At 49.1% G+C, this 24,019-nt stretch carries 20 protein-coding genes and 3 pseudogenes; 14 read left to right on the top strand and 9 right to left on the bottom strand.

Features of this window, described 5'->3' with window-relative positions; all coding sequences use genetic code 11:
• Window positions 1–81 precede the first annotated feature (81 nt).
• Entirely contained in the window at window positions 82–837 is a 756-nt protein-coding gene (locus tag BJQ97_RS06155; RefSeq protein WP_160155904.1) for an ABC transporter ATP-binding protein, read from the top strand.
• Window positions 834–2,759, top strand: a complete 1,926-nt coding sequence (locus BJQ97_RS06150; RefSeq protein WP_160155903.1) for an FtsX-like permease family protein — start codon at window positions 834–836, stop codon at window positions 2,757–2,759. The genes BJQ97_RS06155 and BJQ97_RS06150 overlap by 4 nt, the downstream gene beginning before the upstream one ends.
• A gap of 342 nt (window positions 2,760–3,101) precedes the next feature.
• Here BJQ97_RS06150 and gndA read toward each other — a convergent pair whose 3' ends face one another.
• The 6 genes from gndA to mce all read right to left on the bottom strand — a co-directional run bounded on the left by gndA (window position 3,102) and on the right by mce (window position 8,884).
• Window positions 3,102–4,511 carry an NADP-dependent phosphogluconate dehydrogenase gene (gndA, locus tag BJQ97_RS06145; RefSeq protein WP_160155902.1) on the bottom strand — a complete coding sequence of 470 codons (1,410 nt, stop codon included), beginning with the start codon at window positions 4,509–4,511 and terminating at the stop codon, window positions 3,102–3,104.
• Between the two features lie 162 nt (window positions 4,512–4,673).
• Complete coding sequence (locus tag BJQ97_RS06140) at window positions 4,674–4,865, bottom strand: hypothetical protein (RefSeq protein WP_160155901.1); 192 nt, start codon at window positions 4,863–4,865, stop codon at window positions 4,674–4,676.
• 81 nt (window positions 4,866–4,946) lie between these two features.
• A complete protein-coding gene (locus BJQ97_RS06135) occupies window positions 4,947–5,441 on the bottom strand; it encodes a chemotaxis protein CheW (protein ID WP_044730911.1) in 495 nt (164 codons plus the stop codon).
• 113 nt (window positions 5,442–5,554) lie between these two features.
• A complete protein-coding gene (locus BJQ97_RS06130; RefSeq protein WP_160155900.1) occupies window positions 5,555–6,679 on the bottom strand; it encodes a tripeptidase T in 1,125 nt (374 codons plus the stop codon).
• Between the two features lie 235 nt (window positions 6,680–6,914).
• Window positions 6,915–8,465 (bottom strand): acyl-CoA carboxylase subunit beta, encoded by a 1,551-nt coding sequence (locus BJQ97_RS06125; RefSeq protein WP_160155899.1) that lies wholly within the window; start codon window positions 8,463–8,465, stop codon window positions 6,915–6,917.
• Entirely contained in the window at window positions 8,462–8,884 is a 423-nt protein-coding gene (gene mce, locus BJQ97_RS06120; RefSeq protein WP_160155898.1) for a methylmalonyl-CoA epimerase, read from the bottom strand. The genes BJQ97_RS06125 and mce overlap by 4 nt, the downstream gene beginning before the upstream one ends.
• A gap of 207 nt (window positions 8,885–9,091) precedes the next feature.
• Here mce and prli42 point away from each other — a divergent pair, with 207 nt between their 5' ends.
• A complete protein-coding gene (gene prli42 / locus BJQ97_RS06115) occupies window positions 9,092–9,184 on the top strand; it encodes a stressosome-associated protein Prli42 (protein WP_020755294.1) in 93 nt (30 codons plus the stop codon).
• A gap of 43 nt (window positions 9,185–9,227) precedes the next feature.
• Here the strand turns inward: prli42 and BJQ97_RS06110 are convergent, their stop codons facing one another.
• A complete protein-coding gene (locus tag BJQ97_RS06110) occupies window positions 9,228–9,737 on the bottom strand; it encodes a L,D-transpeptidase (protein WP_160155897.1) in 510 nt (169 codons plus the stop codon).
• A gap of 67 nt (window positions 9,738–9,804) precedes the next feature.
• Window positions 9,805–10,779, bottom strand: a complete 975-nt coding sequence (locus BJQ97_RS06105; RefSeq protein ID WP_160157550.1) for an aromatic acid exporter family protein — start codon at window positions 10,777–10,779, stop codon at window positions 9,805–9,807.
• 633 nt (window positions 10,780–11,412) lie between these two features.
• Between BJQ97_RS06105 and BJQ97_RS06095 the strand changes: the two are divergent.
• The 7 genes and pseudogenes from BJQ97_RS06095 to BJQ97_RS18050 all read left to right on the top strand — a co-directional run.
• A pseudogene (locus BJQ97_RS06095) lies at window positions 11,413–12,498 on the top strand (hypothetical protein); the annotation flags it as partial.
• Window positions 12,495–12,968: pseudogene (locus BJQ97_RS18055) on the top strand (hypothetical protein); the annotation flags it as partial. The pseudogenes BJQ97_RS06095 and BJQ97_RS18055, both read left to right, overlap by 4 nt.
• 223 nt (window positions 12,969–13,191) lie before the next feature.
• Entirely contained in the window at window positions 13,192–15,078 is a 1,887-nt protein-coding gene (locus BJQ97_RS06085; RefSeq protein ID WP_236567133.1) for an LTA synthase family protein, read from the top strand.
• Window positions 15,075–15,944: an ABC transporter ATP-binding protein gene (locus tag BJQ97_RS06080; RefSeq protein ID WP_160155895.1), complete on the top strand. Its 870-nt coding sequence runs from the start codon at window positions 15,075–15,077 to the stop codon at window positions 15,942–15,944. Before BJQ97_RS06085 ends, BJQ97_RS06080 begins: the two co-directional genes overlap by 4 nt.
• The gene (locus BJQ97_RS06075) at window positions 15,941–16,600 is read left to right on the top strand and encodes a hypothetical protein (protein ID WP_160155894.1); all 660 of its coding nucleotides are present in this window, start codon (window positions 15,941–15,943) and stop codon (window positions 16,598–16,600) included. The genes BJQ97_RS06080 and BJQ97_RS06075 overlap by 4 nt, the downstream gene beginning before the upstream one ends.
• A 74-nt stretch (window positions 16,601–16,674) precedes the next feature.
• Entirely contained in the window at window positions 16,675–16,839 is a 165-nt protein-coding gene (locus BJQ97_RS17345; RefSeq protein ID WP_201451664.1) for a hypothetical protein, read from the top strand.
• Window positions 16,840–17,154: 315 nt separating this feature from the next.
• Window positions 17,155–17,477 (top strand): annotated as a pseudogene (locus BJQ97_RS18050) (ABC transporter permease); the annotation flags it as partial.
• A 109-nt stretch (window positions 17,478–17,586) separates the two neighbouring features.
• On the opposite strand, the gene BJQ97_RS06065 reads toward BJQ97_RS18050, so the two are convergent.
• A complete protein-coding gene (locus tag BJQ97_RS06065) occupies window positions 17,587–19,245 on the bottom strand; it encodes an IS1634 family transposase (RefSeq protein ID WP_160155893.1) in 1,659 nt (552 codons plus the stop codon).
• A gap of 1,382 nt (window positions 19,246–20,627) precedes the next feature.
• Between BJQ97_RS06065 and BJQ97_RS06060 the strand changes: the two genes are divergently transcribed.
• The 4 genes from BJQ97_RS06060 (at window position 20,628) to BJQ97_RS17870 (ending at window position 23,905) form a co-directional block, all read left to right on the top strand.
• Window positions 20,628–21,683, top strand: coding sequence for a hypothetical protein (locus BJQ97_RS06060; protein ID WP_160155892.1), 1,056 nt, complete (start codon window positions 20,628–20,630; stop codon window positions 21,681–21,683).
• 52 nt (window positions 21,684–21,735) lie between these two features.
• On the top strand, window positions 21,736–22,644 hold the full coding sequence (locus BJQ97_RS06055) for a hypothetical protein (RefSeq protein WP_236567349.1): 909 nt from the start codon (window positions 21,736–21,738) through the stop codon (window positions 22,642–22,644).
• 194 nt (window positions 22,645–22,838) lie between these two features.
• Window positions 22,839–23,369, top strand: coding sequence for an IS630 family transposase (locus BJQ97_RS17875; protein ID WP_201451656.1), 531 nt, complete (start codon window positions 22,839–22,841; stop codon window positions 23,367–23,369).
• Complete coding sequence (locus BJQ97_RS17870) at window positions 23,366–23,905, top strand: IS630 family transposase (RefSeq protein ID WP_268892780.1); 540 nt, start codon at window positions 23,366–23,368, stop codon at window positions 23,903–23,905. Before BJQ97_RS17875 ends, BJQ97_RS17870 begins: the two co-directional genes overlap by 4 nt.
• Window positions 23,906–24,019 lie beyond the last annotated feature (114 nt).

Below are 24,019 nucleotides of genomic sequence, written 5' to 3'. Positions count from 1 at the left end.
ATGCGGTTTCATTTTGTTCGGCCAAACGCAGGAAAAAACCAGCACCATTGCTTATGATAGAAATGAAGGAGGGAAAACGATATGGTCATATTGGAAGCAACCAACATTCACAAAATTTACGGAACGAAAAAGAACCGACAAGAGGTGCTCAAAGGCATCGATCTGCGTGTGGAGAGGGGGGAGTTTCTCGCGATCATGGGGCCTTCCGGATCAGGGAAAACGACGCTGCTGAACGTTCTTTCCTCGATCGACCGGGTGAGCGAGGGCGCCATTTTCATCGAAGGAAACAACGTCGTCGCCATGAAAGACCGAGAGCTGGCAGAATTTCGCAAGCGCCATGTCGGATTCATCTTTCAAGAGTATCATTTGCTTGACACGCTGACAGTGAAGGAGAACGTCCTTTTGCCTTTATCGATTACGAAAACGCCCAAACGCGAAGCGGAAAAGAAATTTGCAGAATTGGCAGCTGAACTTAGCATTATTGACATCCAAAACCACTATCCAAGCGAAATTTCTGGTGGGCAAAAACAGCGCACCGCCGCGGCGCGGGCGTTCATCCATGAACCGAGCATCATTTTTGCCGATGAGCCGACCGGCGCGCTCGATTCAAAATCGGCTTCCGATTTATTGCACAAGCTGCAAAAACTCAATAAAAAACGGAAGACGACGATCATTATGGTCACCCACGACCCGGCCGCCGCCAGTTTCTCGAGCCGTGTCGTGTTTATCAAAGATGGACAATTGTATACCCAGTTGTATAAAGGGGAAGAAACGCAGCAACAATTTTTCCAAGCCATTATGCAAACGCAAGGCGTGCTGGGCGGTGTTCGGTCATGAGCATGAAGCAGCTCCTGTTCCGCAACTTGAAACAAAACATCCAACATTATTATTTGTACGTGTTTGCCTTGATGTTTGCTTCCGCCTTGTATTTCGCGTTCGTGACGTTGCAATATGACCCAGCCTTAGATGCCATCAAAGGAGGAGTAAAAGGGGCGGCAGCGGTCCGCACCGGCTCGATGCTTCTGATCGTCATCGTCGCTGTCTTTCTTTTGTACGCCAACGCCCTGTTTATCCAACGGCGCGGCACCGAAATTGCTTTGCTGCAATTGATCGGGTTGACGAAAAGAACGATCTTTTTCATGTTGGCCGCTGAAAATTTCCTTCTCTATTACGGTACACTGATCATTGGCATTTTAATGGGATTTGCCGCTTCCAAGCTGCTGATGATGATTTTGTTTAAAATCATCGATATTCACGTAACGGCGTCCCTATCCTTTTCCGTTCAGGCATTGGGACAAACGTTGATCGTCTTCAGTGTAATTTATACCTTCATGATGGGGATGAACCGCCTGTTTCTCCAAAAACAAACGATTTTGTCCTTGTTCCACACTACATCCACAACCGAAGCAAAACACGTATCCGTATGGAATATGGTCGTCGGGCTGGCAGGGATCATCCTCATCGGCAGCGGCTATGGTATATCGACAAAATTGTTTAGCAGCGACTGGAAGAACGTTCAAGGATTATTCATGGCCATGGCGTTCATTTTAGGCGCTGTCATCATCGGCACCTATTTGTTTTTCAAAGGAACGATCAGCTTTCTGTTCCACCTATGGCGGAAACAAAAAGGCGGCTATTTGTCGATCAACGACGTGCTATCGGTATCGTCGCTCATGTTTCGTATGAAATCGAACGCGTTGCTGCTTACGATCATCACAACCGTGTCGGCTGTCGCGATCGGGTTGATCTCGTTAAGCTATATTTCCTACTATTCAGCCGAGCAATCTGCGCAAAACTATGTTGCCGCCGATTTCGCGTTCACCGACAAAAAGGACGCCGCTCGTTTCACAGCTGTGTTGCGATCGCATGATATTCATTATCAGGAAACTGTCATTGACGTCATAGAAGCACCCACTGATATTTCCATGATTTTGGACATCGCCGACCAAAGCCGACTCCAGTTTCACCCGTCCGCCGCGCCGCTATCGGTGATCAGCGACACAAGTACAGGACGCATCGATGTCAAGCCTAATGAAGCGCTGCTTACGGGATATCAGGACCTTGTTCGCCAATTCCTTCCCTTTAAAGAAACGGGAACGATTCGGCTGGAAGAAAACGGGCGCATGATCCCTCTGCATTACGTTGGAATGAAAAAAGACTATTACATCAACTACCATTTCACGTACGGCATGCCGACCGTCATCGTCGATCAAACGATGTTTGATCGTTTGCAAAAAGAAACTGATCCACAAAAGAAAAAGGTGCACATCGGCATTCACCTGACCGATGAAACCAATATTGAACACGCTGATCGGTTGTTTCAACACATGGAGTTTTCCTCCATCGCCGATTCGCGCCTTATGATGAGCCGCCACCAAAAGCAAACGTTCGGATTGATCATGTTTGTCGTCACCTTTTTAGGGCTCGCCTTTTTGGTCACCTCCGGCTGCATTCTCTACTTCAAGCAAATGGGGGGCGGAGAAGAAGAACGGCCGAACTACACGATTTTGCGCAAACTAGGATTCACCGAAAAAGACTTGCTTGGGGGCATCCACCGAAAACAGTTGTTCTACTTTGGCGCTCCACTCCTGCTCGGATTGTCCCACAGCTATTTTGCCGTCCGTTCCGGCTGGTTCTTTTTCGGCACCGAACTGTGGACGCCGATGTTGACAGTGATGGCGATTTACACGGCCTGCTATTCGCTGTTTGGCGTATTGTCTGTTCGTTATTACAAAAAGCTTATTCGCGAGGCGCTTTAAAACGATGCAGTGAGTGAAGGAAGAACCAAAACCGCTTCGGCATTGGCCCATTTAATTCCGAAGGCTAAGTGAGGGGTGTTTTTGGCTAATTGGTGTTTTCAAGGTTTTTCATCAACCCGTGGTGCTAGTTGAGCGCTAGCGCTTAACTAGCCCAAGTGTGCTTGACTTTTAAAGACAAACATGATAGCAATGTTGCACAAAGAGACCTATAGTATTAAAAGGAAAAAATGCTGTTTTGATTTTCTCTATCATGATCGTCTTTATTTGTCAAGTACACTTTGTGGTGAAGAGCCAAATATATGTAAACCCTTAGAGCCGCCCACAGCTCTAAGGGTTTTTCTCTTATTTCAACCATTCCGTATGGAAAATGCCTTCTTTGTCGACGCGTTCGTACGTGTGGGCGCCGAAGTAGTCGCGCTGCGCTTGGATTAAGTTGGCCGGGAGCACAGCGGTGCGGTAGCTGTCGTAATAGGCGAGGGCGCTTGCGAACCCTGGCGTCGGAATGCCGCGCATCGCCGCGGTGGCGACGATTTCACGCAAGGCGTCTTGGTAGCGTTCGACAATGTCTCGGAAATACGGATCCAAGAGCAAGTTCGGCAGCTCTGGATCGCGGTCGTACGCCTCTTTAATTTTTTGCAAAAATTGCGCGCGGATAATGCAACCGCCGCGGAAGATCATGGCGATATCGCCATACCGCAAGTTCCAGTTGTATTCCTCAGAAGCCGTCTTCATTTGCGCAAACCCTTGGGCGTATGAGCAAATTTTGCTCATATAAAGCGCGCGGCGCACGGCTTCGATGAAGTGGGCGCGGTCGCCTTCAAACGGCTTGACCGCCGGGCCGGAGAGGACTTTGCTTGCTTTCACGCGCTCGTCTTTCATCGCCGAGATGAAACGGGCAAACACCGATTCCGTGATGATCGGCAGCGGCACGCCCAAATCAAGGGCGTTTTGGCTCGTCCATTTGCCCGTCCCTTTTTGCCCGGCTTTGTCCAGAATAACATCGACCAACGGCTTGCCCGTCTCTTCATCGATTTTCGTGAAAATGTCAGCGGTGATCTCGATTAAATAGCTGTTCAATTCCCCTTTGTTCCAGTCGGCGAACACTTCATGCAACTCGTTCGCATCCATGCCGAGCACATGTTTGAGCAGGAAGTAGGCTTCCGCGATCAGCTGCATGTCGCCGTATTCGATGCCGTTATGCACCATTTTAACGTAGTGCCCGGCGCCGTCCGGACCGATGTACGTCGTGCACGGCTCGCCGTCGACTTTGGCGGCGATGGCTTCAAAGATCGGACGCACGAGCTCATGCGCTTCTTTTTGCCCGCCCGGCATGATCGACGGACCTTTCAACGCCCCTTCCTCGCCGCCGGAAACGCCCGTGCCGATAAAGTGAATGCCGAGTTCAGCCAGCTCTTTATTGCGGCGCTGCGTATCTTTAAAATACGTGTTGCCCCCGTCAATTAAAATATCGCCTTTTTCCAGATGCGGCTTCAGCTGTTCGATCGTCGCGTCCGTCGGCGCTCCCGCTTTCACCATCAGCAAAATTTTCCGCGGTTTTTCAAGGGCGTTGACGAATTCTTCGATGCTGTATGTACCGACGATGTTTTTTCCTTTCGCTTCTTGCAAAAATTCGTCCGTTTTTTCGCGCGAACGGTTGTACACCGCCACGGAATAGCCTTTGCTTTCGATGTTCAACGCCAAGTTTTTCCCCATGACCGCCAGTCCGATGACGCCGATTTGCTGTTTCGCCATTGTCCAACGTCCCTTTCCGTTTTGGTTTGTTCATCAAACAACATACCATACGTTTACGCATGCCTGCAAGTTTTTCTAAACCGATTTATGAACGAGTCTGCACGACGGATTTTGCTTGCCATTTTCATATTGAAAATGAAAGGGGCGTAACGCCCCTCATGCTTAGTAGCCGCCATAGTGCGGGAAGCCGTACGACGAAAACGGATAGTGGCCGTCATGCATCCCGTATGGAAAGTGGTGATAGCCGCCGTAGCCTCCGTGCCAATAAGGATAGTAGCCATACGGATAGTGGCCGTAGCCGCCAAAGTACGGCGGGTAAAAGCCGCCCATATAAGGGCCAAACGGTCGAACCATGGAATGCGCCTCCTCTTCATCGGTAAAGTTTATTTCCATGGTTAGGATATGCGCGGAAGAAAAAACGGTATAGGCAAACACCTATACCGTCTCTCCTTCTTGGATCGCCTGGGCCGCGGCCTGGGCGGCAGCCACTTGCTCGCGAATCGCGTCCGCTTCCTCCAAATGGGCAAACAACACGCGCGGATCAAGCACCGTCAGCAGCCGCTCAGGCATCGTCGCGATCCCGACAACATACGGCGTGCGCTCCGCAGATACGAGTTGCAGCGGCTTGATCGCCCCGGGCTCAATATCCACGATTTCCTTCGCTTCATCGACGATAAACGCGACCGACAACCCGTCGACCGCGGCGACGACAAGACGCGTCTGCTCGGTTTCTTCGATCGTCCGCCCGTATAGGAGCTTTCGCATATCAAGCACCGGCACGAGCTCACCGCGGATGCGTGCGACGCCCGCCATGGCGTTCGGCATATGCGGCACGGCGGTCGGCGCCGTCATTTTTTCAATCGAGACAACATACGCGATCGAGACGGCGTACTGTTCCCGCTCGACGCGAAAGACCACGTATTTGTCCATCCCCCGCCACCTCTTTCGTGATTGGCATTCTGCTTTTTTTATCGGCCGATTCCAGGTTGTTTTCCACTGCATTTCAACGTTGAAAGAAAAAAGAGCATCCAGCGCCCGGATGCTCACCCGGCATTGGCGACTTCTTCGACAATGGCGATGACCATTTCCGTCAGTTTGACCAATTCTTCAATCGGCATCCGCTCGTTCGTCGTATGAATTTCTTCATAGCCGACAGCGAGGTTGACCGTCGGAATGCCGAAGCCAGCGATGATGTTGGCATCGCTGCCGCCGCCGCTTCGCTCGAGCTTGCACGGCCGGCCGATTTTCGCCGCCGCCCGTTTGGCAATTTCCACGACATGGTCGCCGTCGCTGAACGTAAAGCCCGGGTACATCACTTCCACCTCGACATCGGCGCGGCCTCCCATTTCCGCGGCGACCGTTTCAAACGCCTCTTTCATTTTCGCCACTTGCGCTTCCATTTTTTCTGGGACAAGCGAGCGGGCTTCGGCTAAAATATCGACGCGGTCGCAGACGATGTTCGTTTGCGTGCCGCCCTCGAAGCGGCCGATGTTGGCCGTTGTTTCTTCGTCGATGCGGCCGAGCGGCATTTTCGCGATCGCTTTCGCCGCAATCGTAATGGCGGAAACCCCTCGCTCCGGTGCGACGCCGGCGTGCGCCGTTTTGCCGTGCACCACCACTTTCAGCTTCGCCTGCGTCGGCGCGGCGACGACGATGTTGCCGACTTTTCCGTCGCTGTCCAACGCATAGCCGTATTTCGCTTGAATGAGCGACGGGTCAAGCGCCTTCGCCCCGACAAGCCCCGACTCTTCGCCGACAGTGATGATAAACTGGATCACGCCGTGTGGGATGTTTTGCTCGTTCAACACGCGAATCGCTTCCAACATCGCCGCCAAGCCCGCTTTATCGTCCGCGCCTAAAATCGTCGTCCCGTCGGTGACGACATAGCCGTCTTGAATCGATGGTTTCACCCCTTTGCCCGGCACGACCGTATCCATATGCGACGTGAAGTAAATCGGGTCGACCCCGTCTTTCGTCGCCGCGAGCGTGCAAATCAAGTTGCCCGCCCCATGCCCCGTTTTCGCGGCCGCATCGTCTTCGATCACCTCAAGGCCGAGCGCTTCAAATTTTTGTTTCAACACTTTGGCGATGGCTCCCTCATGCTTCGTTTCCGAGTCGATTTGCACGAGCTCTAAAAATTCATCGACAAGACGCTGTTCATTCACCATGGTTTTCTTCCTCCCGTCTATGTATTCCACCTCAAGTATACCGAAATGTTCCACCAAGAGCCAAACCGGCCGCACACGCCCCGCACGTTCAGGACGCATCGACACGCGCCTGTCCCGGGCCGCCGCGGACGGATCCAATGTGGGGCCGTAGGGGAAGAGCGATGGGAACGCCCCTGACGCGCATGAATTTCCTCGCAAACAGGAAACAAAAAGGGGCCCCTCGGCCCCCGTTCGTTTACAGCGGAATATTGCCATGCTTTCTCTTCGGCCGTTCTTCGTGCTTATTTCGAAGCATCTCGAGCGCCTGAATGAGCTTGATTCTCGTGTCGCGCGGATCGATGACGTCATCGATCATGCCGTATTTCGCGGCGACGTACGGATTGGCGAATTTCTCGCGGTATTCGGCAATTTTTTGCGCCCTCGTTTCTTCCGGATTCGGACTTTTTTCAATTTCGCTCGCGAAAATGATGTTCGCCGCCCCTTGCGGCCCCATGACGGCCACTTCAGCGTTCGGCCACGCATAGACGACATCGGCGCCGATCGATTTGCTGTTTAAGGCAACGTACGCGCCGCCGTATGCTTTACGCAAAATGACCGTAATTTTCGGCACCGTTGCTTCCGAGTAGGCGTACAAAATTTTCGCCCCATGGCGGATGATGCCGCCGTGCTCCTGCTTGACGCCCGGGAAAAAGCCGGTGACGTCCTCAAACGTAATGATCGGGATGTTGAACGAATCGCAAAAGCGGATAAACCGCGCCGCCTTGTCGGACGAATCAATGTCAAGCCCGCCGGCCATAAACTTCGGCTGGTTGCACACAAGCCCGACCACTTCGCCTTTAATGCGGGCAAAGCCGATCACGATGTTTTTCGCGAAATCTTTTTGCACTTCCATAAACGAACCGTCATCGACGACTTGGGCGATGACGTGGCGCACATCGTACGGGCGGACGGCGTCAATCGGCACGACATCGGCCAAATCGGGGCGATAGTCGTCCCCGTCCGGAATCGGGCCGAACGGCGGCTTTTCGTTGTTGTTGGACGGCAAATAGCCCAAGAGCCGTCGCACCTCGGCGAGCGCCTCCTCTTCATTCGCTGCCGCAAAGTGGGCGTTGCCGCTGATCGTGTTGTGCACGCGGGCGCCGCCTAAATCTTCGGCGCTGATTTTCTCCCCGGTCACCGCTTCAATCACTTTCGGACCGGTGATGAACATTTGGCTCGTTTTTTCGACCATGAACACAAAATCGGTGATGGCTGGCGAATAGACGGCCCCGCCGGCGCACGGCCCCATAATGACAGAAATTTGCGGGATGACACCCGAATAAATGGCGTTGCGGTAAAAAATGTGTCCGTACCCGTCAAGCGACAACACCCCTTCTTGAATGCGGGCGCCGCCCGAATCGTTCAAACCGATGACCGGCGCCCCGGTTTTCGCCGCCAAATCCATGATGTTCGCAATTTTTTTCGCGTGCATTTCCCCAAGCGCCCCGCCGAAGACAGTGAAATCTTGGGAGAAGACAAATACGGTGCGGCCGTTGATCTTCCCGTAGCCGGTCACCACCCCATCGCCCGGCCCCTTCTTTTCGCCAAGGCCAAAATCGGTGCAGCGGTGCTCGATGAACGGATTGAGCTCGACAAACGTCCCTTCGTCCAACAGCAAATCAATCCGCTCGCGCGCCGTCAGCTTCCCTTTCGCGTGCTGCTGTTCAATTTTCTCATCGCCGCCGCCCAGTTCAATCTCGCGCCGGCGGTCGTACAGTTCGTTGATTTTATCGTACATGTCGCTCATTGGTGTCCCTCCGTTTTCGTCCGTTCACAAAGTTCATACAACACGCCGCCGGTCGATTTCGGGTGCATGAACGCGACCCACGCCCCGCCGGCGCCTCGTTTCGGCGCATCTTGAATCATGCGGATGCCATGCTCTTTCAGCTCGCGGATGCGCTCGGTGATGTCTTCCACCCCAAGCGCCACATGATGAATCCCTTCGCCGCGCTTTTCGATAAATTTCGCCACCGCGCTCTCTGGCGACAGCGGCTCAAGAAGTTCAATTTTCGCCTCTCCCGCCTGCAAAAACGCCACTTTCACCTGCTCCGACTCGACTTCCTCGATGCCGAGAAACGGCAGGCCGAGCACATCCGTATAAAACGGAAGCGCTTTCTCGATCGAGCGGACGGCAATGCCGATATGGTCGACTTTTTTCACCTTCATCGTCTTGGTCTCCTTTGCTGCAAAATGATGAGGCCAACGTTTTATTATTCGCCGTTTCGACAAAAAATCCTGCTTTTTTGTTTTTCTTTGTCCGCGCAACGGTCGAGCCTTGGATCAGTTCGCTTGGCATCGTGCATTTTTCCTTGTCCGCCCCGTCGTTTGTCGGTACAATAAACGTAGAACAGCGGACGGAAGGAGGACGGGCCGTTGTCGCGGAAAACGCAAAAATTCATCGTGTACGTAATGCTTATTTGCATGCTGCTGACGACGCTCCTCGCCGGCATCAGCATGTGGTTTTAACCCGGCAAAAAACGCAAGCTCCGAAACCGGAAGCTTGCGTTTTTTATTGGACGGCGCCGTACCGTTTGGCGATGGCATAAAACGATTCATTGCTGCGGAGAATGAGCACACGGGCGCCGATCGGCACCCGTTCATACAAATGCTCGACATCGCGGTTGTGCATGCGCACACAGCCTTGCGAAACGTAGCCGCCGATCGACGCCGGGTTGTTCGTGCCGTGAATGCCGTACGTGCGCCCGTCCGTCCCGCGCGCGTCAAAGCCGATCCACCTTGTGCCGAGCGGGTTGTTCGGCGCTCCGCCCGGAATGTTCTTTTTCCGATAATACGGGTTTTTCGCCTTCACCGTCACGGTGAACATTCCTTCCGGCGTCAATGCCGCGTTCACCCCGGTCGCCCCTGGATAAACGGCTTCGATGCGGCCGTCGCGGACGAGCGCCAGCTTATTGATCGCTTTGTTCACAATCACAAGCGGCTTCGCCTCCGACGCCGTCTGGAAAGGCACCCCCAACATCACGATCATCGTCGCTAGGCAAATGGCCAACCGTATCCGCATGCGAATTTCATCCTTTACTGATGTTTGGCCATAGTGTGCGCCAAAACGGATGGACATATGCCCTGCATCATGCCTTCAGCCGCTGCCGTTTTCGTTCGTTTCCGGGGTGGAATTCGCTTTTGATGATTAAATATCGCTCAAATTCCCGCATCAGCTGAAACAACGCCGCCCGCTCTTCAAACTGCTCGCGCGTTTTTGGCAGCGGCATCGCTTTAAACTGTTCGCGCATCTCAGCAAGACGCCGCAAAAAGCGGTCCGCCGTATTCCCCGGGTGAATGGCGTCGCTTAATTCATCGATAAAATCGGCGATCATCATCCGCTGCTCAACCGTGTACGTGAGCGACGTCACAAGCGGAAGCATATGCTCGATGATTTCCAACTGCCGCTCGCGCATGCGGAAGTAGCGAACATATTCATCTTCATTCCGCCATAATTGATTGTCAGCGTGGCGCATGGCGAGCTTTTTCGCTTTGTCGAGCGCCTCCGCGGCGAGCGGCAGCTCTTTTCCGTCCCAATCGAGTTCATTCGTGCGCAAGTAGCGGACGATTTCTTTTAAAATGATGCGGAACAAATCTTCGACAATGCGCTGGTACTCTTTGAGCTGCTTCTCGGCGCTCGGCATGTACATATTGACGATGAGCGCCACCCCGATGCCGACAGCCACCAACAACAGTTCATTGGCGACCAATCCCCACGTCATTTCCTTGGCCGCATACAAATGCAAAATAATGACCGAGCTTGTCGCAATGCCTTCGTTTATTTTCAGCCGAACCGTCACGGGAATAAACAAAAGCAGCAACAGCCCAATCGTCCACGGATAATAGCCGAAGACGGTAAAAAACAACGCCGCAAACCCGATCGCGACGACGCACGCCGCAAAACGCGCCCGGGCGGTCTCGAGCGACCGCTTTTTCGTCACTTGCACGCACAAAATGACGATAATGCCGGCAGAAGCAAAATTGTGCAACCCAAGCCATTGGGTGATGACAATCGCCAACGCCGCGCCGACGGCAGTTTTTAGCGTTCGATAGCCGATTTTCATGACGTGCAGTTCCCCTTTGCCAACGTTTGCCGACTTCATTGTACCGATGACGGCGCTTTCGATGCAAGAAAAAACGGGCCATACTTGCCTCACATGCAAGCCGTTCCGGAAAAATGGACGGCCCGTCTGCTCGAGGCAGCCGTAGGGACGCAAAAAAAGACGGCTGCTTCCCAACTTTGAAGCAGACCGCCCTGGACGCAAAGGGGATGCGGCTCACGATAAAGATTTCTCATAAATCGTTTTCCCATCACGCTCGATTTGACGCTTGATGTCTTCGTTCAGCGCGTCGAAAAAAGCACGTCGCACAAACGACACTCCTACACCTAAAGACGCAAAATTTGCCAAAAATCGTCATCATGACAATACGATTTTCCTATTATTTGTGAATATACTGTGAAATTCCATGTAAAAGGTTGACATATTCTTTTTTTTTATAATGCCATTGAATTTTACAAACATTTCAAATTCATGATTAGAGAGGGCATTCCATATGAAATGGGTGTTCATGTCAAGAATGGCGTCCCGCTTAAAAGCCGAAACTATTTTCATACTCGCATTTTCTGGGGTTTTGATGTTTGTTTGTCTCAATCCCCATACGATCAATCCAGCGGAATGGATCTTATATACAAAATGTTGGATGACATTCTGTTGGCAAACGACGCCAAACTCTATCAACAAGTCAAACATCAGGATCAAACCAAGAACATCCCGTTGCATGGATATTGGAAAATCAAGGAGATCGAGGTGAATCCGAAATCCACGTATCCGATCAAAGCCACACTCTCTCTGCATCCGAAAGAACACACCGTTCGTTTTTCGATCAACGAGCAATTTCAAATCGATCACATCCAAGGCGGAGGGAAGCGTTTGCCCTTTCAACAACAAGGAAACGTTGTTCAGGTGCAGACCAACGGTGCTCCATCCATGACGATCTATTATCGACATACGTTCGGCTCAACCTTTTATCCGTTGACATCGGGCGTCACGTTGTTGCCGTTTGAAGCCAACTGGTATCCGCAGTCCATGGATTCAACGCTTTACGATATCGACTCATCCGGAACGCTTCACTCCAATGTAGAAACGAAAACATGCACACGAGTCAACATGATTGTCGGAAAGGAAAAGTACCGTTGGCATGGGGACCATCTCCCTTGTCTCTCCGTGATCAACGGTCCTTACAAACCAATTCAAGTGCAACATACTCGTTTCCTTGTTTATAAACCATTTCTCACTACAACAAGAAATTATATGGAATTGAAGCATCAACTCGTTTCCATCCGCAATGAGCTATGCCACTTGTTTCCGGATCTTGCAAATACAGATTATTGCACAAAAGAAGTCAAGAGAGTCTCAATCATCCCAAAAAGCATCAACACCACAAACCTTTCGCTCTACGACAGCACGGTGGCTGACGGAATCTACACGTTTTATGTTGATCCGTTCTTGGACGTCAATGGCACTCCGGCAACCAAACATATTCAGGAGTTGGCTGCGTTTTTCATCCCATACCGATTGTTCGAAAACGAACAGATCAGTCTCTTTGTCGGCTTGTATTTAATGGAAAAACTACATATTCCATCTATCGGATATGGAAACAGAATAGCGGAAAAATCCTCCATCGACTCAACAACGTGGGAGCACTACATGGCACTATCCATAAAAGAAAAAGAAAACATATTGATTCAACTAGCGCAAGAAAGGGGGGAAGGAGACAAATGATGGAATTAAAAAATGTGACCCTCAAGCACCATCGCCAACTTATTTTGCATCATTGTTCCGTCAATCTTCCTTCCCAATCCATCATTCTAGCCAAAAATCACATTCGCACAGATATTGTCGCCAAAGCGCTTGCCGGCTTTCATCCTATCGATGAAGGGGAAATCCATTTCGATGAACAGGCAGCAAAAGGAAAACCGAATAAAACCGTATTTTTCGTGATTCCTGAGAACTACCACCAACTGTGGAGAAACTATCGTTTGCAAGATATTTCGATATGGCTGAATCGTCGTTTTCAGCAATCGGCGCTATGGAAAAAATATCGCCTCTCTTCCCATGCATCCGTCGATTCATTGACGATGTTTCAACGGCTGATTTATCTTGTTTCTCTTGGACAGTCGCTAAATCGCACAGTATTCATTTTCGATCAGCCGACGAAACACTTTGACTTCGAAGACTTAGAACAGTTTTACGCTTGCTTCCTTTTATCGTTGATGGATGCGACCATGCTGAAAAATGGAGTGATCCCCTATGATGTTGTTTACTCGCCTATCGTGGTTTTACGCCAAACAGATGGGAAAAAGCATTCTCTATATGGGAGCATACACATTTTGGTTCATCATGCTGATGATGCGCTTTCTCATTCGCCAGTACGATTCCTTTGGCAAGACGGATTATGGAAATTTTGTCGGGGAAATGACGTTAATCGTCCAAGCGACAATGCTGCTGTTTATGGTGTTTTTTTACAAGTTGTTCTCTGATGAATACCGATTTGGCGCCAATCTTTTGTTTGCCGGTTCACTGCGCATCACAGCGTTGAAAATCGCCGCCTTGTTTGTGAATCACTTGCTGTTTCTTTCATTTTTCACCAGTCTTCAAGTTGCACTTGTATGGCAATTTTACCGCACATGGGGTCTTCCCTTTTCTTCGTTGTATACCGAAACGGCGTCGTACATTGCGGCGTATTGGTTGTTGCCGTTCATATTTGCCTTTTTTCTTGGTATTTTCACTGCTCTATTGTTTGGGAAAAATCGATTAAGCTTTGCCTGGATGATGGTCATTTGGCTGGCAATCGGCCCGATGAATACACAATTGTTTTCCCGTTATTTCCATCCCATCCCCTTTTCCGACATCCGTAGTTTGTTCTACATCGGTCCGTTGAATATGGACGATGTATTTCGTGACGTCGTTGGATACAATGTCAGCCTTCCGACGTACATGAAACTATTGTTTTGGATTCTAACGTCGATGATGGCGGTATGGGCCATTCTTTGGAAAACGGCCCGCACGACAAAGGAGAAGTCGGCCATTATCATGGGCGTTGCTTTGCTTTTGTCGGGTGATGCTTGGTTGTTTCCGCATATTTTCACAGGAAGCAAACTGGTGTTTAGCTACGCTGATTTGGCTCAAGAAAATGTTTACTATCAAACTCATGATCCAACCATCCAACCAAGCACATTGCACTATTCGATTGAACGGTACGACATTCAGCTGGAGGCCAAAAACGGTGTCCATTCGAAAGTGAAAGTGACCTTGCGACAAATTCGGGGCGACACGCTGTCGTTCGTGCTTTATCATCATTTTTCTCTGAAGCAAATCACTGATCAAACCGGAAAACAGTTGCCGTTTATTCAACAGGGGGATGTCATCACGGTCAAACGTTCACCCAATCGCTTGACCGACGAATGGACATTTGAGTATCAAATGAACGATTCCGCGCAAATTCCGATTTCACCGCACTATTTGTTTTTGCCGAGCGATTTCAGCTGGGTGCCGACAAAAGCCGAACATGCGCCGTTTGCCTTTGTGAACGTTCATTCCAGTCCGGTGCCTGTATCGATGCAACCGAGCCATCCGATCCGCTATACGTTGTCGTTTCACGGAACGGCGCCGTTTTATACGAATTTGCCGCGCCGAAGCGACGGAACGTACGAAGGAGTTGTGTCCGGCGGCATTACAGCCGTAGCGGGAATGTTTGTGAAGGAAAAAATCGGGCCGTGGCAGATCGTGCACCCCGCCGATTGGCCGAATCTTGAGCGGGATTGGCCGGTTTTCGAACGTCATGTACGGCGCATCCACCATGACATCGTGCAGATGTTCGATTTAAAAGAGGCAAAGTTGCCGACGAACATCGTGTTGCTCGCTCCCCATGGTGAACAACGGAGCGTATATAGCAGCGATCATTTGCTTCTTCAAATTGATACGCCATATTCCCTTCGCTCCCAAGAAGGAACATTGATGTATTTGCCGGAAATCATAACAGAAGGACTTCTTTGGAGGGGAGCACATTCATCGATGCAAAAAGAAGTGTTTCAAGCGTTGCTGGCAAGATGGTTCCAACAACAATTAGCCCTTCCCTATTCCGGAGGAGATTTGACGTTTGATTTGACTTTGTCAGTCAACTCTCCTGACGGGAAAACAGAGGAAGTGCTGAGGCAGCTGTCTGGGGAGTATGAACGCTTATCCGATGAGAAAAAACAAACATTTTTGGCTTTATGGTACAAACAAATGAGGGAAGGAGCAGATGGCAACTGGGAGAAAGTGATACAACTCATCCGCATGGTTCAGGAGGGACAAACATGATCCATGTATCCAGCGTCACGAAACGAATCAAAAAACAACTCATTTTATCGAACGTATCGCTTTGCATGGAAGGGATTTACGGGTTAGTCGGACCGAACGGAGCCGGCAAGACGACATTGATGAAAATATTGGCCGGCTTGACACCCATGGATGAAGGGCAGGTGGCGATCGACGAACGAAGCTGCACCAAAGGAAAATATGTGAAAGCTCATGAACGGATCGGTTATTTGCCGCAAGATTTCATGGTCTATCCAAACATTACGGTCGAAGAAGCGCTTGACCATCTCGCTTTATTGCAAGGAATGATGGACAAAGGCGAACGGCACGCGGCCGTTGCCGAAGCAATTCAAAAAGTGAACTTGAACGGCCATGAGACGAAAAAGATGTCCGAGCTGTCCGGCGGAATGCGGCGACGGGTGGGAATTGCTCATTTATTGACGCGAAAGCCGTCCATCTTGCTGTTTGACGAGCCGACTGCCGGCTTGGATATTGAAGAGCGAATCCGCTTTCGCCATCTGCTCAAACAGCTTGGTTCCGAGCATACGATTGTCATTTCTTCGCACATTGTGGAAGACATTGAGTTTTTGTGCACCAAAATTGGGGTTTTAAAACAAGGGCAAGTGTTGTTTGAAGGCACGCCGTCTGAGCTGAAGTCCCGCGCAAAAGGCTGCGTATGGGAATATTGCATACACCCCGAAGAATTGGATGACTTGATCGCAACGAGAGAAGTGGTGCAGCTTCTCGAAGAAGAGGATGGCATTCACGCGCGAGTATTCTCCAAAAACGGGGGAACAGGGGGGAGACGGGTGGCGCCGCGATTGATCGACGGCTATTTGGCTGTTGTCAGGAGAGGGGAACCAAGATGAAAGCTTACATCGAATGGATGCGAACCGCATTCGTGTTTGACCGCAAGACAATGGGTGGAGCATTTTTTGTTCCACCAGCGATGTTCATCCTATCGCTGTTGCTTATTTTGTTTGTTCCCCGCAAATCGCCAAGTATTTACGACAATGTGATTATCATCCAAGGGCTGTTCATCCCGTTTTCCGGCTGGTGCCTCATCTATCGGTTCGGCGAACTGTATGAAGACGGAGCGCAAGAGACGCTTGTCCCTTACTATAGGCAATGGGTTTGGATCGATATTGTACGTTATTCTTTCATCCATTTGTTGGGGGTTGTCGTGCTAAGCGGGGCATTCATGTGGAAATATGGAGTTTCTTCTTTGTCTTTTTTGAATCTCATTCATTTCATTCTATTGACGTTCTTTTACCTATTTTTCAGCACTGCCTCCCTTGTTCTTACAAAAAACACCAATATCGCACTGACAGTCATTTTTATTTATACGGTGCTTGAAGTAGCCACATTAGGAACGTTCATGCCCTGGCCGCATATCTTTTTGTTCGAGACGCCGGTTTGGGGACCGATGCTCATCAACAAATTCATCATGTTAACGCTGTCCATCTTTCTAGCAGCATTCATCACCATTGTCTGGATCAGCAAAGGAGATCGGAAACCTCAATAAAAGCAGACAGGGGATCATTGACGTTTGGCGGCAAATAACGGCTTCCCATCCAAACGAGAGGCTATGCTTACAAATTGATCAATTGGTGGTCCGACAGCGTCATCGCTTCCACCAACTGGCTCAATCCTAGGCAAGAAGAAACGCGCAGTTTTCCACCAACCAAAGACGATGAATATTATGGCCAAATTGTTGGTCAAACGGTTGGCTCAAGAGGATACGTGACCATTACCGTCAAATAGCCTGAATCCGGATGATGAGGGAGTCAGGGGATACGCCTAAAAAGGAATGCGGCGATCCCTGACCGCATTTTTCTTTTGTCAACTTCTTGGAAAGAAAGCGGTTGATTGACGATGAGATGGAAATGGCTGTTTTTTTATTGGAAACGATTGTTGAAAAGCAAGTTATACATTGGTGCTAGTTTCTCGTTTTTTCTTTTGCTGACCGTACGGTTTACACTATTTTTTACCGATCCTTACAATATGGAGAGTTATGGGGATATCCTTCATGAAGTGTTCATGCTTGTTCAAATCGTTTCGCTCTTTTACATCGTGTGGTTCTATGGGAAAGCGCAAGCGGTCACCTTGATCAAAGGGCAAGGGCATCAACTCGTCGATCTAGGATATGAGATCACCTACCCGGCTGACTGGCCGCACATGGCGGAACGGGCGCCGACGGTCATCCGCCAGATGGAAAAAACATTCCGTCATGTACAACAAATCGCATCAACGGCGGTTTCATCGTTGCCGAACAGGATTGTGTTCTCCAGCTCGGGGCTATCCTCGTTTATGGCCCATGACCATCTTGTCTATAACACGAATTTTTTTCGATTGGCACCTATCATATGGAACGAGATTATTACTCACATTTCGCACCCTAACAAAGTCAAAACAAAGGATTTTTTATTTCATTTTTTAGAATAACTTTCCGACCAACACGACGAGCGATGGTAATCCTTTTTTTACCATCTCTGGTCGTTCCGTATCACGTTACACGTAAATGCTCTCATCCAGCCCTAACCCCTGCAGAATCCTTTGCTGATCCGGGGTAAGGGAGCGATCCAGTGCGCGTTGGATGTGCCCATCCGGCAGCTCCAGCAGGACGACGTTCACATATTGAAACAGCTGAAAAATCGCCTGCCCCGTTGGACGGGTCAGCTTGCGGCCTCCAGCGCCCTTTAACGGGCGTTCCAGTGTGATGAATGGACGCACTCGGCGCTGAAAGACGCGGTAAATCGCCAAGGCCAAGAGAAACAAATCACCCAATACCGCAACCCGCTCTGGCTTTTTGACATCAATCTCATCCGTGAAAAAAGGGTCTTTCAAAAAAGCGAAGTTCATTTCCACGGAGATCTGCCCTTTATACAGCTTCAAGATCTCTTTCGCGTCCATTCGTCGGTCCTTCCATTCCTCCGGCACCGTCGTGACGAGAACAAACCGGGACGCTTTCCGTCTCGCCTGTTCCCACGCGTCTTGGTCGAATTCCACGCTCAGGCGAAGGGTGTACAGCGTCTCCATTTCCGGTTCCGCCCCTTTTTTCGGCCGTCCGCGCCGTTTTTTCGGACGCACGATCTCTTCGACGACGGCCTCCACTCGATGGAACCGGGGACGAAGGGATGCCTTGAGGGATGCCAAGGCTTGTTCGGCGTCTTCCCGGCACGAAAACGGGGAGCGCTCCCAACGGGCTTGTTCCTGCGCAAGAAGCTCCGCTTCTTTGACTCGTTCTGTTTCGAGCGTTTTCCTTTTGCGCTGGTCAAGCGTGCTCGATTCGACGACGATCAAGCGTACGGGATGGCCTTCATAGGTCGAGGCCGTTTCCCATACCCGATGCGTGGCGCCGTTTCTCTCCCCCAAGACAAAAGGTTCGCTCCACGGGATGTGAGGCGAATCGGCCTCCGCTAATGCTCGTTTCACGATCCGAAGCGACGAAGGGCCCCTGGTGACCAAAAAGGCGTTGGTGGCTTTCGTCTGCGCCAAGGTCTCTTTCGTCATCGCAGCGGAATCGGCCACGTAAATCCATTCGTCTTCGATCTTGGCTTGTTTGAGCTGTTCATGGACACGGGATCTCACTTGGGAATTCCACGTTTTGTCAGGCAGGCTGCCGTCGTGCACATCGCCGTAAAACGGGATGCCGTCCTCGTTGCCGACCAGTCCGAAACCGATCTGTTTTTGCCAACGATGATGGCGGTTGTAACCATGTGTGATCTGTAAGGCTTCTAACGAGGCCGATTCATAGGCGCCGTAAACGGTCTTGTCCGTCGTATCAGCGTGAAAGGCTCGGAGAGGAAGGCCTTCTTTCCGGTAAATCTGAATCAAGCAAGCGCTGATGACGTTGTGAATGCCAGCCTCGTACAGACGGTCGAGGTGACGAGCCAAGGCATCGTCATTCAACCAGGAAGGATGGAGCCCGGAACGGATGAGTTTCTCCAGATCGATCTCCTGAGCCCATCGTTCTAAGTGAACAAGGGCTTGTCGTCCGTGGAACATATTGTAGAGGATAGCCTGAACAGCATCGCTGACTCGCGTTTGGCACTGTGGATCAACGGGCACAAGGTGGTCAATCAAGTGGAGGAGGTCCAGTTTTTTGACTAGAGCACTTATGATATTCAAATAAGAATTGCAATAGACCGTTTTGACTTGCACATCCATGAGAGAAAAACTCCTTCACTTTCCTTGTGTGTCAAGGATTCATTCGACATCGGAACGAAAAAATTCTCCCGATTTTCGTTGAGAGGGTGCGAAATGTGAGGCCAAACCCGATCATGACCGCGCCGGTGGTGACTTCGATCCTTTTTTCGTTGTATCGCAATGGTTCGTTTAGTGGAAATATTGATGTTTTGGTTCATCGCCACAACATGTACTTGACAAGCGAGATTCTTTCTTTAACGTAATTTCCGAAAGAAGTCTCCCGCCTCAAGGAACGTGAAGGGCACAGCCCAGTGAGTAGGCGGGAGATGAATTTCGGTTGCCAATCGCCAACGAATATGATAGTCTATGGTTAGAACGGACACCTTCGGAATGAAGGGAAGCGTAAAGGGTTCTTGTGTGTGGCTTACCGTTCAGCAAACACGCACAAGTCGCTTGAAGCCTCCACCTCTAAGCGAAGTGTAGGTGGCGGGTAGTTCACCAGCCATGCATCAAAAACTTGATTTGTTCATTTTTCCTGATAGGTATAAGAAAGATATGTTTGAGTCGAGTGCAACTTTTGGTGAAGACCTTATTGACAAATCATCTTTTTTTTTATAATTGACAACAATACTATATAGGTTGTAATAAAAAATTTCCTAACTCCATAATGTCCCGTCTTTATCACCTGACAAGCTGGCACGGTGACAAGAAGAGTGAATAATGCCATGTAAAACAAAATTTCAACTTATATATATTGAAATGTTGGTAGCCTCAAAAGTTCTATGAAAACTCCACAAGAATCATCCCATCGAATATCGTAGGATCTCAAGAGTTGGACTCATCATTGAAAACATCCACCAAAGGTGTGAAAAGGTCTTCAAAGGCGACGAGGACAAAAAAGAAGGTTGTCGAGAAATCGTTTCTTGCATTTAGCAAATTTTACATTATGGAGGTGTTTGATTGGTCAAGAACTCGTTTTATCGAATCTGGCAGGTTTTCGCTTCAACGAACCCTGAAGGATAAAAAAGTTAGGCAGCCTCTTGTTGAAGAAAGGCTTGTACTACGCAATGAGCTTCGTCCGCTGGACCGTCATACGTGTAAGACCCGCCAGTTTTGGGGTGATGACCAGTCACCTAGCTTTCGAGCGCGCTTTGCGGGTGAAGAAGTTTAAATACGCCATAAACAGCGTCACAAAGGATACTCGATCTTTCTCTCGCGCTAAATCCATGAAGCGATCCCACAATAGTCTTTCAACATCCAGTTGAATCATGATCTGCTTGGATGGTCGAAACTAACTCCTCGGGCACCGAATTCTCATTGATCACTTGGAGGACGTCAAATGGAATCCTATGTTGAGTAAAGAAGTGTTGCAGACGATACCTATTCAGATTGGGGGAGCTTTAATGAAAAAGGTTTTATTTAGTTTGTTTATGTTAGTAATGCTCTATATTTCAGCTACAGCACCTTCGGTATCTGCTAGCACCATAACTGGTGATAAAAACACTAAAGATGTAAATGAAATGTTAGAACTGCTTGGTTTTTCTAAGGAAGATATTAAAGATCTAAAAGCAAATAAATCTGATGTAGCGGATATAAATTTTAAAAATAAAAATGTAAGAAATTTGAAACTAAAAAAGAAGGATATCTTATTTTTAGCTCACTTTGGATTTACTAAGGAACGAATTGAGCATTTCACACTAAATGATTGGGATCATTTTAAGAATATGGAGGAACCTGAATTAATAGATGTTAATGTTTCATACTTCAAAATCGATGAAAATAATGGGGAACTAATTCCCATCACGAAATATGAATTTGAGAGAAATAAAAAACAGCGAGAGGAATATTATAACGAAATGAAAAATAATCCTAAAGCCGGAACATTAATTGCCTCTTTATGTGATCCAGACAACACTTGCAAAGGATCAAACTCATCATCGATGGTGAAACTAACTGTTGCTGTCACCCATTCATCGAAATATGCAATTGTTTCCGATTTTGATTGGGTCAACGATTCCAACGAACGGCATGTTGACTTATTTGGAACTGGACATAAAGATGCTTTGACTGTAGATTATGAATCAATATTTGGAAGTTGGACAACTGAGTACTATGATAATTATGGTTATGTAGCAGAAAGAACTTCATACTTTAATGGTGCGACATATAAATTTTCTACAGGATATGTTCATAAATTAGACAGAAATTCTTCTGCTCACCAAGAATTTTGGCAATACAACGGAAAATGGATACATGCGCAAGACGACTCAGGATATACGTATGCTGAATTTGTGTGGAGTTCTGGGACGAATTCTTCTGCATATGCCAATTATACTCATATGAAGACGGGATGGAGCTCATCATTTAGTGTATCGATGCCACTAGGAGCGTCAATTTCTGTTTCAGGAACAACAAGTTATATCCAAATACCGAACGCTGCAATTTCTTTTACAAGATGAAACTATGCTGCGTTTGATTTGCCGCAAATGGATATCTACGGTGAAAGGTGGCGTGTCGTTGAAACGGATCATCCGTTATTTCCTGTTGTGTGCAACGCTCGTTGGCTGCGATCATCAGGAGATGAATTTACAGGCTCATCATTTGGATGCAAAAAGGCAAGGTTTTGATCAAGAAGAGATAGAGAGCCTCATCAGAGAACCGGAAAACGCCAATGATACAGTCAACCAACAGTTCAAAAACAAGGATATTGCGGCTTTATTTTTGCTTGGGATGACGAAAGAAGAGATTCGGCACATGGATCGGGAGGAGATGGATTTTTTTAGTGCGAGAAGTGCGGCGAATCAATGGAATGAGCTCGATGAGCAAACGTTGAAGGAGATTTTCAAGAAACAGGCGGATCATCAAATGATCCGATGCAATATCGATAAACAGAAGTTATGCACCGCATCAACGATTTACACCGATCATAAAAAGAAAATCATGGAATTGACCATGTCTGTTTCCTTGTTAAATCGAGAAGAGCATCGATATGCCGTCACCTTGTCATACGAATGGCTGGCAGATCCGAAAGAAAAGGAGACGGATTTTTACGGAATTTTGACGACGGAAAATGCGGTTGTCGATTATCATAAGCTTTACAGCTCCTACAAGACATATCGGGATGCATCTCACGTCAACACAAAACATGATGATAAGCCTTATCAATCTTCTGTTGTTGGTTATGTGATCAAAAATTCTTTGCGCAAGGAAAACAGCCGCCACTTCGGATATGTGTATTCTGAAATCGTGCCTTCGGATCGCACGCAAACATATATCGATGTTGAGGGATTTTATGTTCATGCTAATAGAAAATGGAGAGAAAACGACTTGTTTTCCTTCCAAGATGTTTCCGACGGGAATAGGAATGATGATGCGGTGACGTTCAAGTCTCCGGTGATCCGAATCTCAATCCGACCGTGACGAAGCGGGCTCGATCGTTTCGTTTCGGGGGAGCGCCTGAACAAGAGCGCTCCCCCTGCATTATTTGTTTTGTCATACTGGTGTATTTGATAATCTATATACATGCTCATTAAAAAGTTAACCTTCGTATAACCGGTGCACACTCCGGTTATCCTGTTCCTAAGGAAACCTATGGAAAAGGAGCGGGATCATTCATGAAACGTCTCAACATCACCCATGATCACGGATGGACGCCACGGACGCTTCGCAAACAGGAACGGAAAATCAAAAACGCGCTTCTTCGCCAACGGGTGATGGCGGTTCGTTTGGTCATGGAAGGTTATTTGGGCAAAGAGGCGGCCTCCATGGTCAACGTGTGCCGACAAACCGTTTCCCATTATGTGTCGCTGTTCAACGAAGGCGGTCTGGAGCTCTTGCTTCATCGGGATTTCGCCCCCGGACGGGAGCCGTTTCTCACCGAAGAACAGCAGGAAGAGATCAAACAGCTTGTGTTGACCACCACTCCCGCGGAACTGGGCTGGGACGTCGCTTCGGCGTGGAACACCAAACTCCTGCAATCCTATGTCGAAAAGCACTTTGGTGTTTGGCTTTCCCGTGAAGCGCTGCGAAAACTCCTGCACCGTCAAGGTCTGTCATGGACTCGCCCTACGTACACGCTGGCGAAAGGGAATCCGGATGAGCAAAAGCAATTTGAAAAGCAAATGGATTTGATAAAAAAAACTTGATCACCAAGGAGACAGAAGATGCCGTTCTTCTGTACATCGATGAAACGCATATCCGCTCTTATCATGTCTTGCGATCCACTTGGTCCGAGGTCGGCCGTCAAAAACGTGTGCCGACATTCGGCCATCATGCCCATGTTTCGGTATTTGGCGCCGTGAACGTCCACGATGGGGACACCGTGCTTCACCAAGCAGAAGCCGCCAACGCCACGACGTTCTTGGATTTCTTGCGCCTGCTCAAAGAGCGGCATCCCAACCGGATGATTGCGCTCGTCTTGGACAATGCCCGGATTCATCACGCTCGAATGGTGAAGGACTTTTTGCGAGAAGAAGGACAATGTTTTCATTTCCTGTATCTGCCGCCCTACTCGCCGCAGCTCAACCCGATCGAGCGTTTGTGGAAATGGCTGAAGGATACGGTGATCGCCAACGCCTTTCACAAAGACCGCCACGAGATCCTGCAAGCGGTTCAACGATTTGCTCATTACATTCAGGAACGCCCGGAGGAAGTGTTGCGGCGCTTGGGGTGTGCCGCGTAATCGAAAAGTTAACTTTTCAAGGTGCATTTATATAAAATTGAGCCACTTTTCAACGGTTCGATCACATAAAAAATGAGCCACCTGATTTCCAATTTTCATTACCTCCCTTATGAT

Origin of the sequence: Geobacillus sp. TFV-3, assembly GCF_009901865.1 — a bacterium.
GTDB lineage: Bacteria > Bacillota > Bacilli > Bacillales > Anoxybacillaceae > Geobacillus > Geobacillus thermoleovorans_A.
The sequence above is the reverse complement of the archived record's forward strand: the minus strand, read 5'-3'. Positions and strand labels throughout refer to the sequence as shown.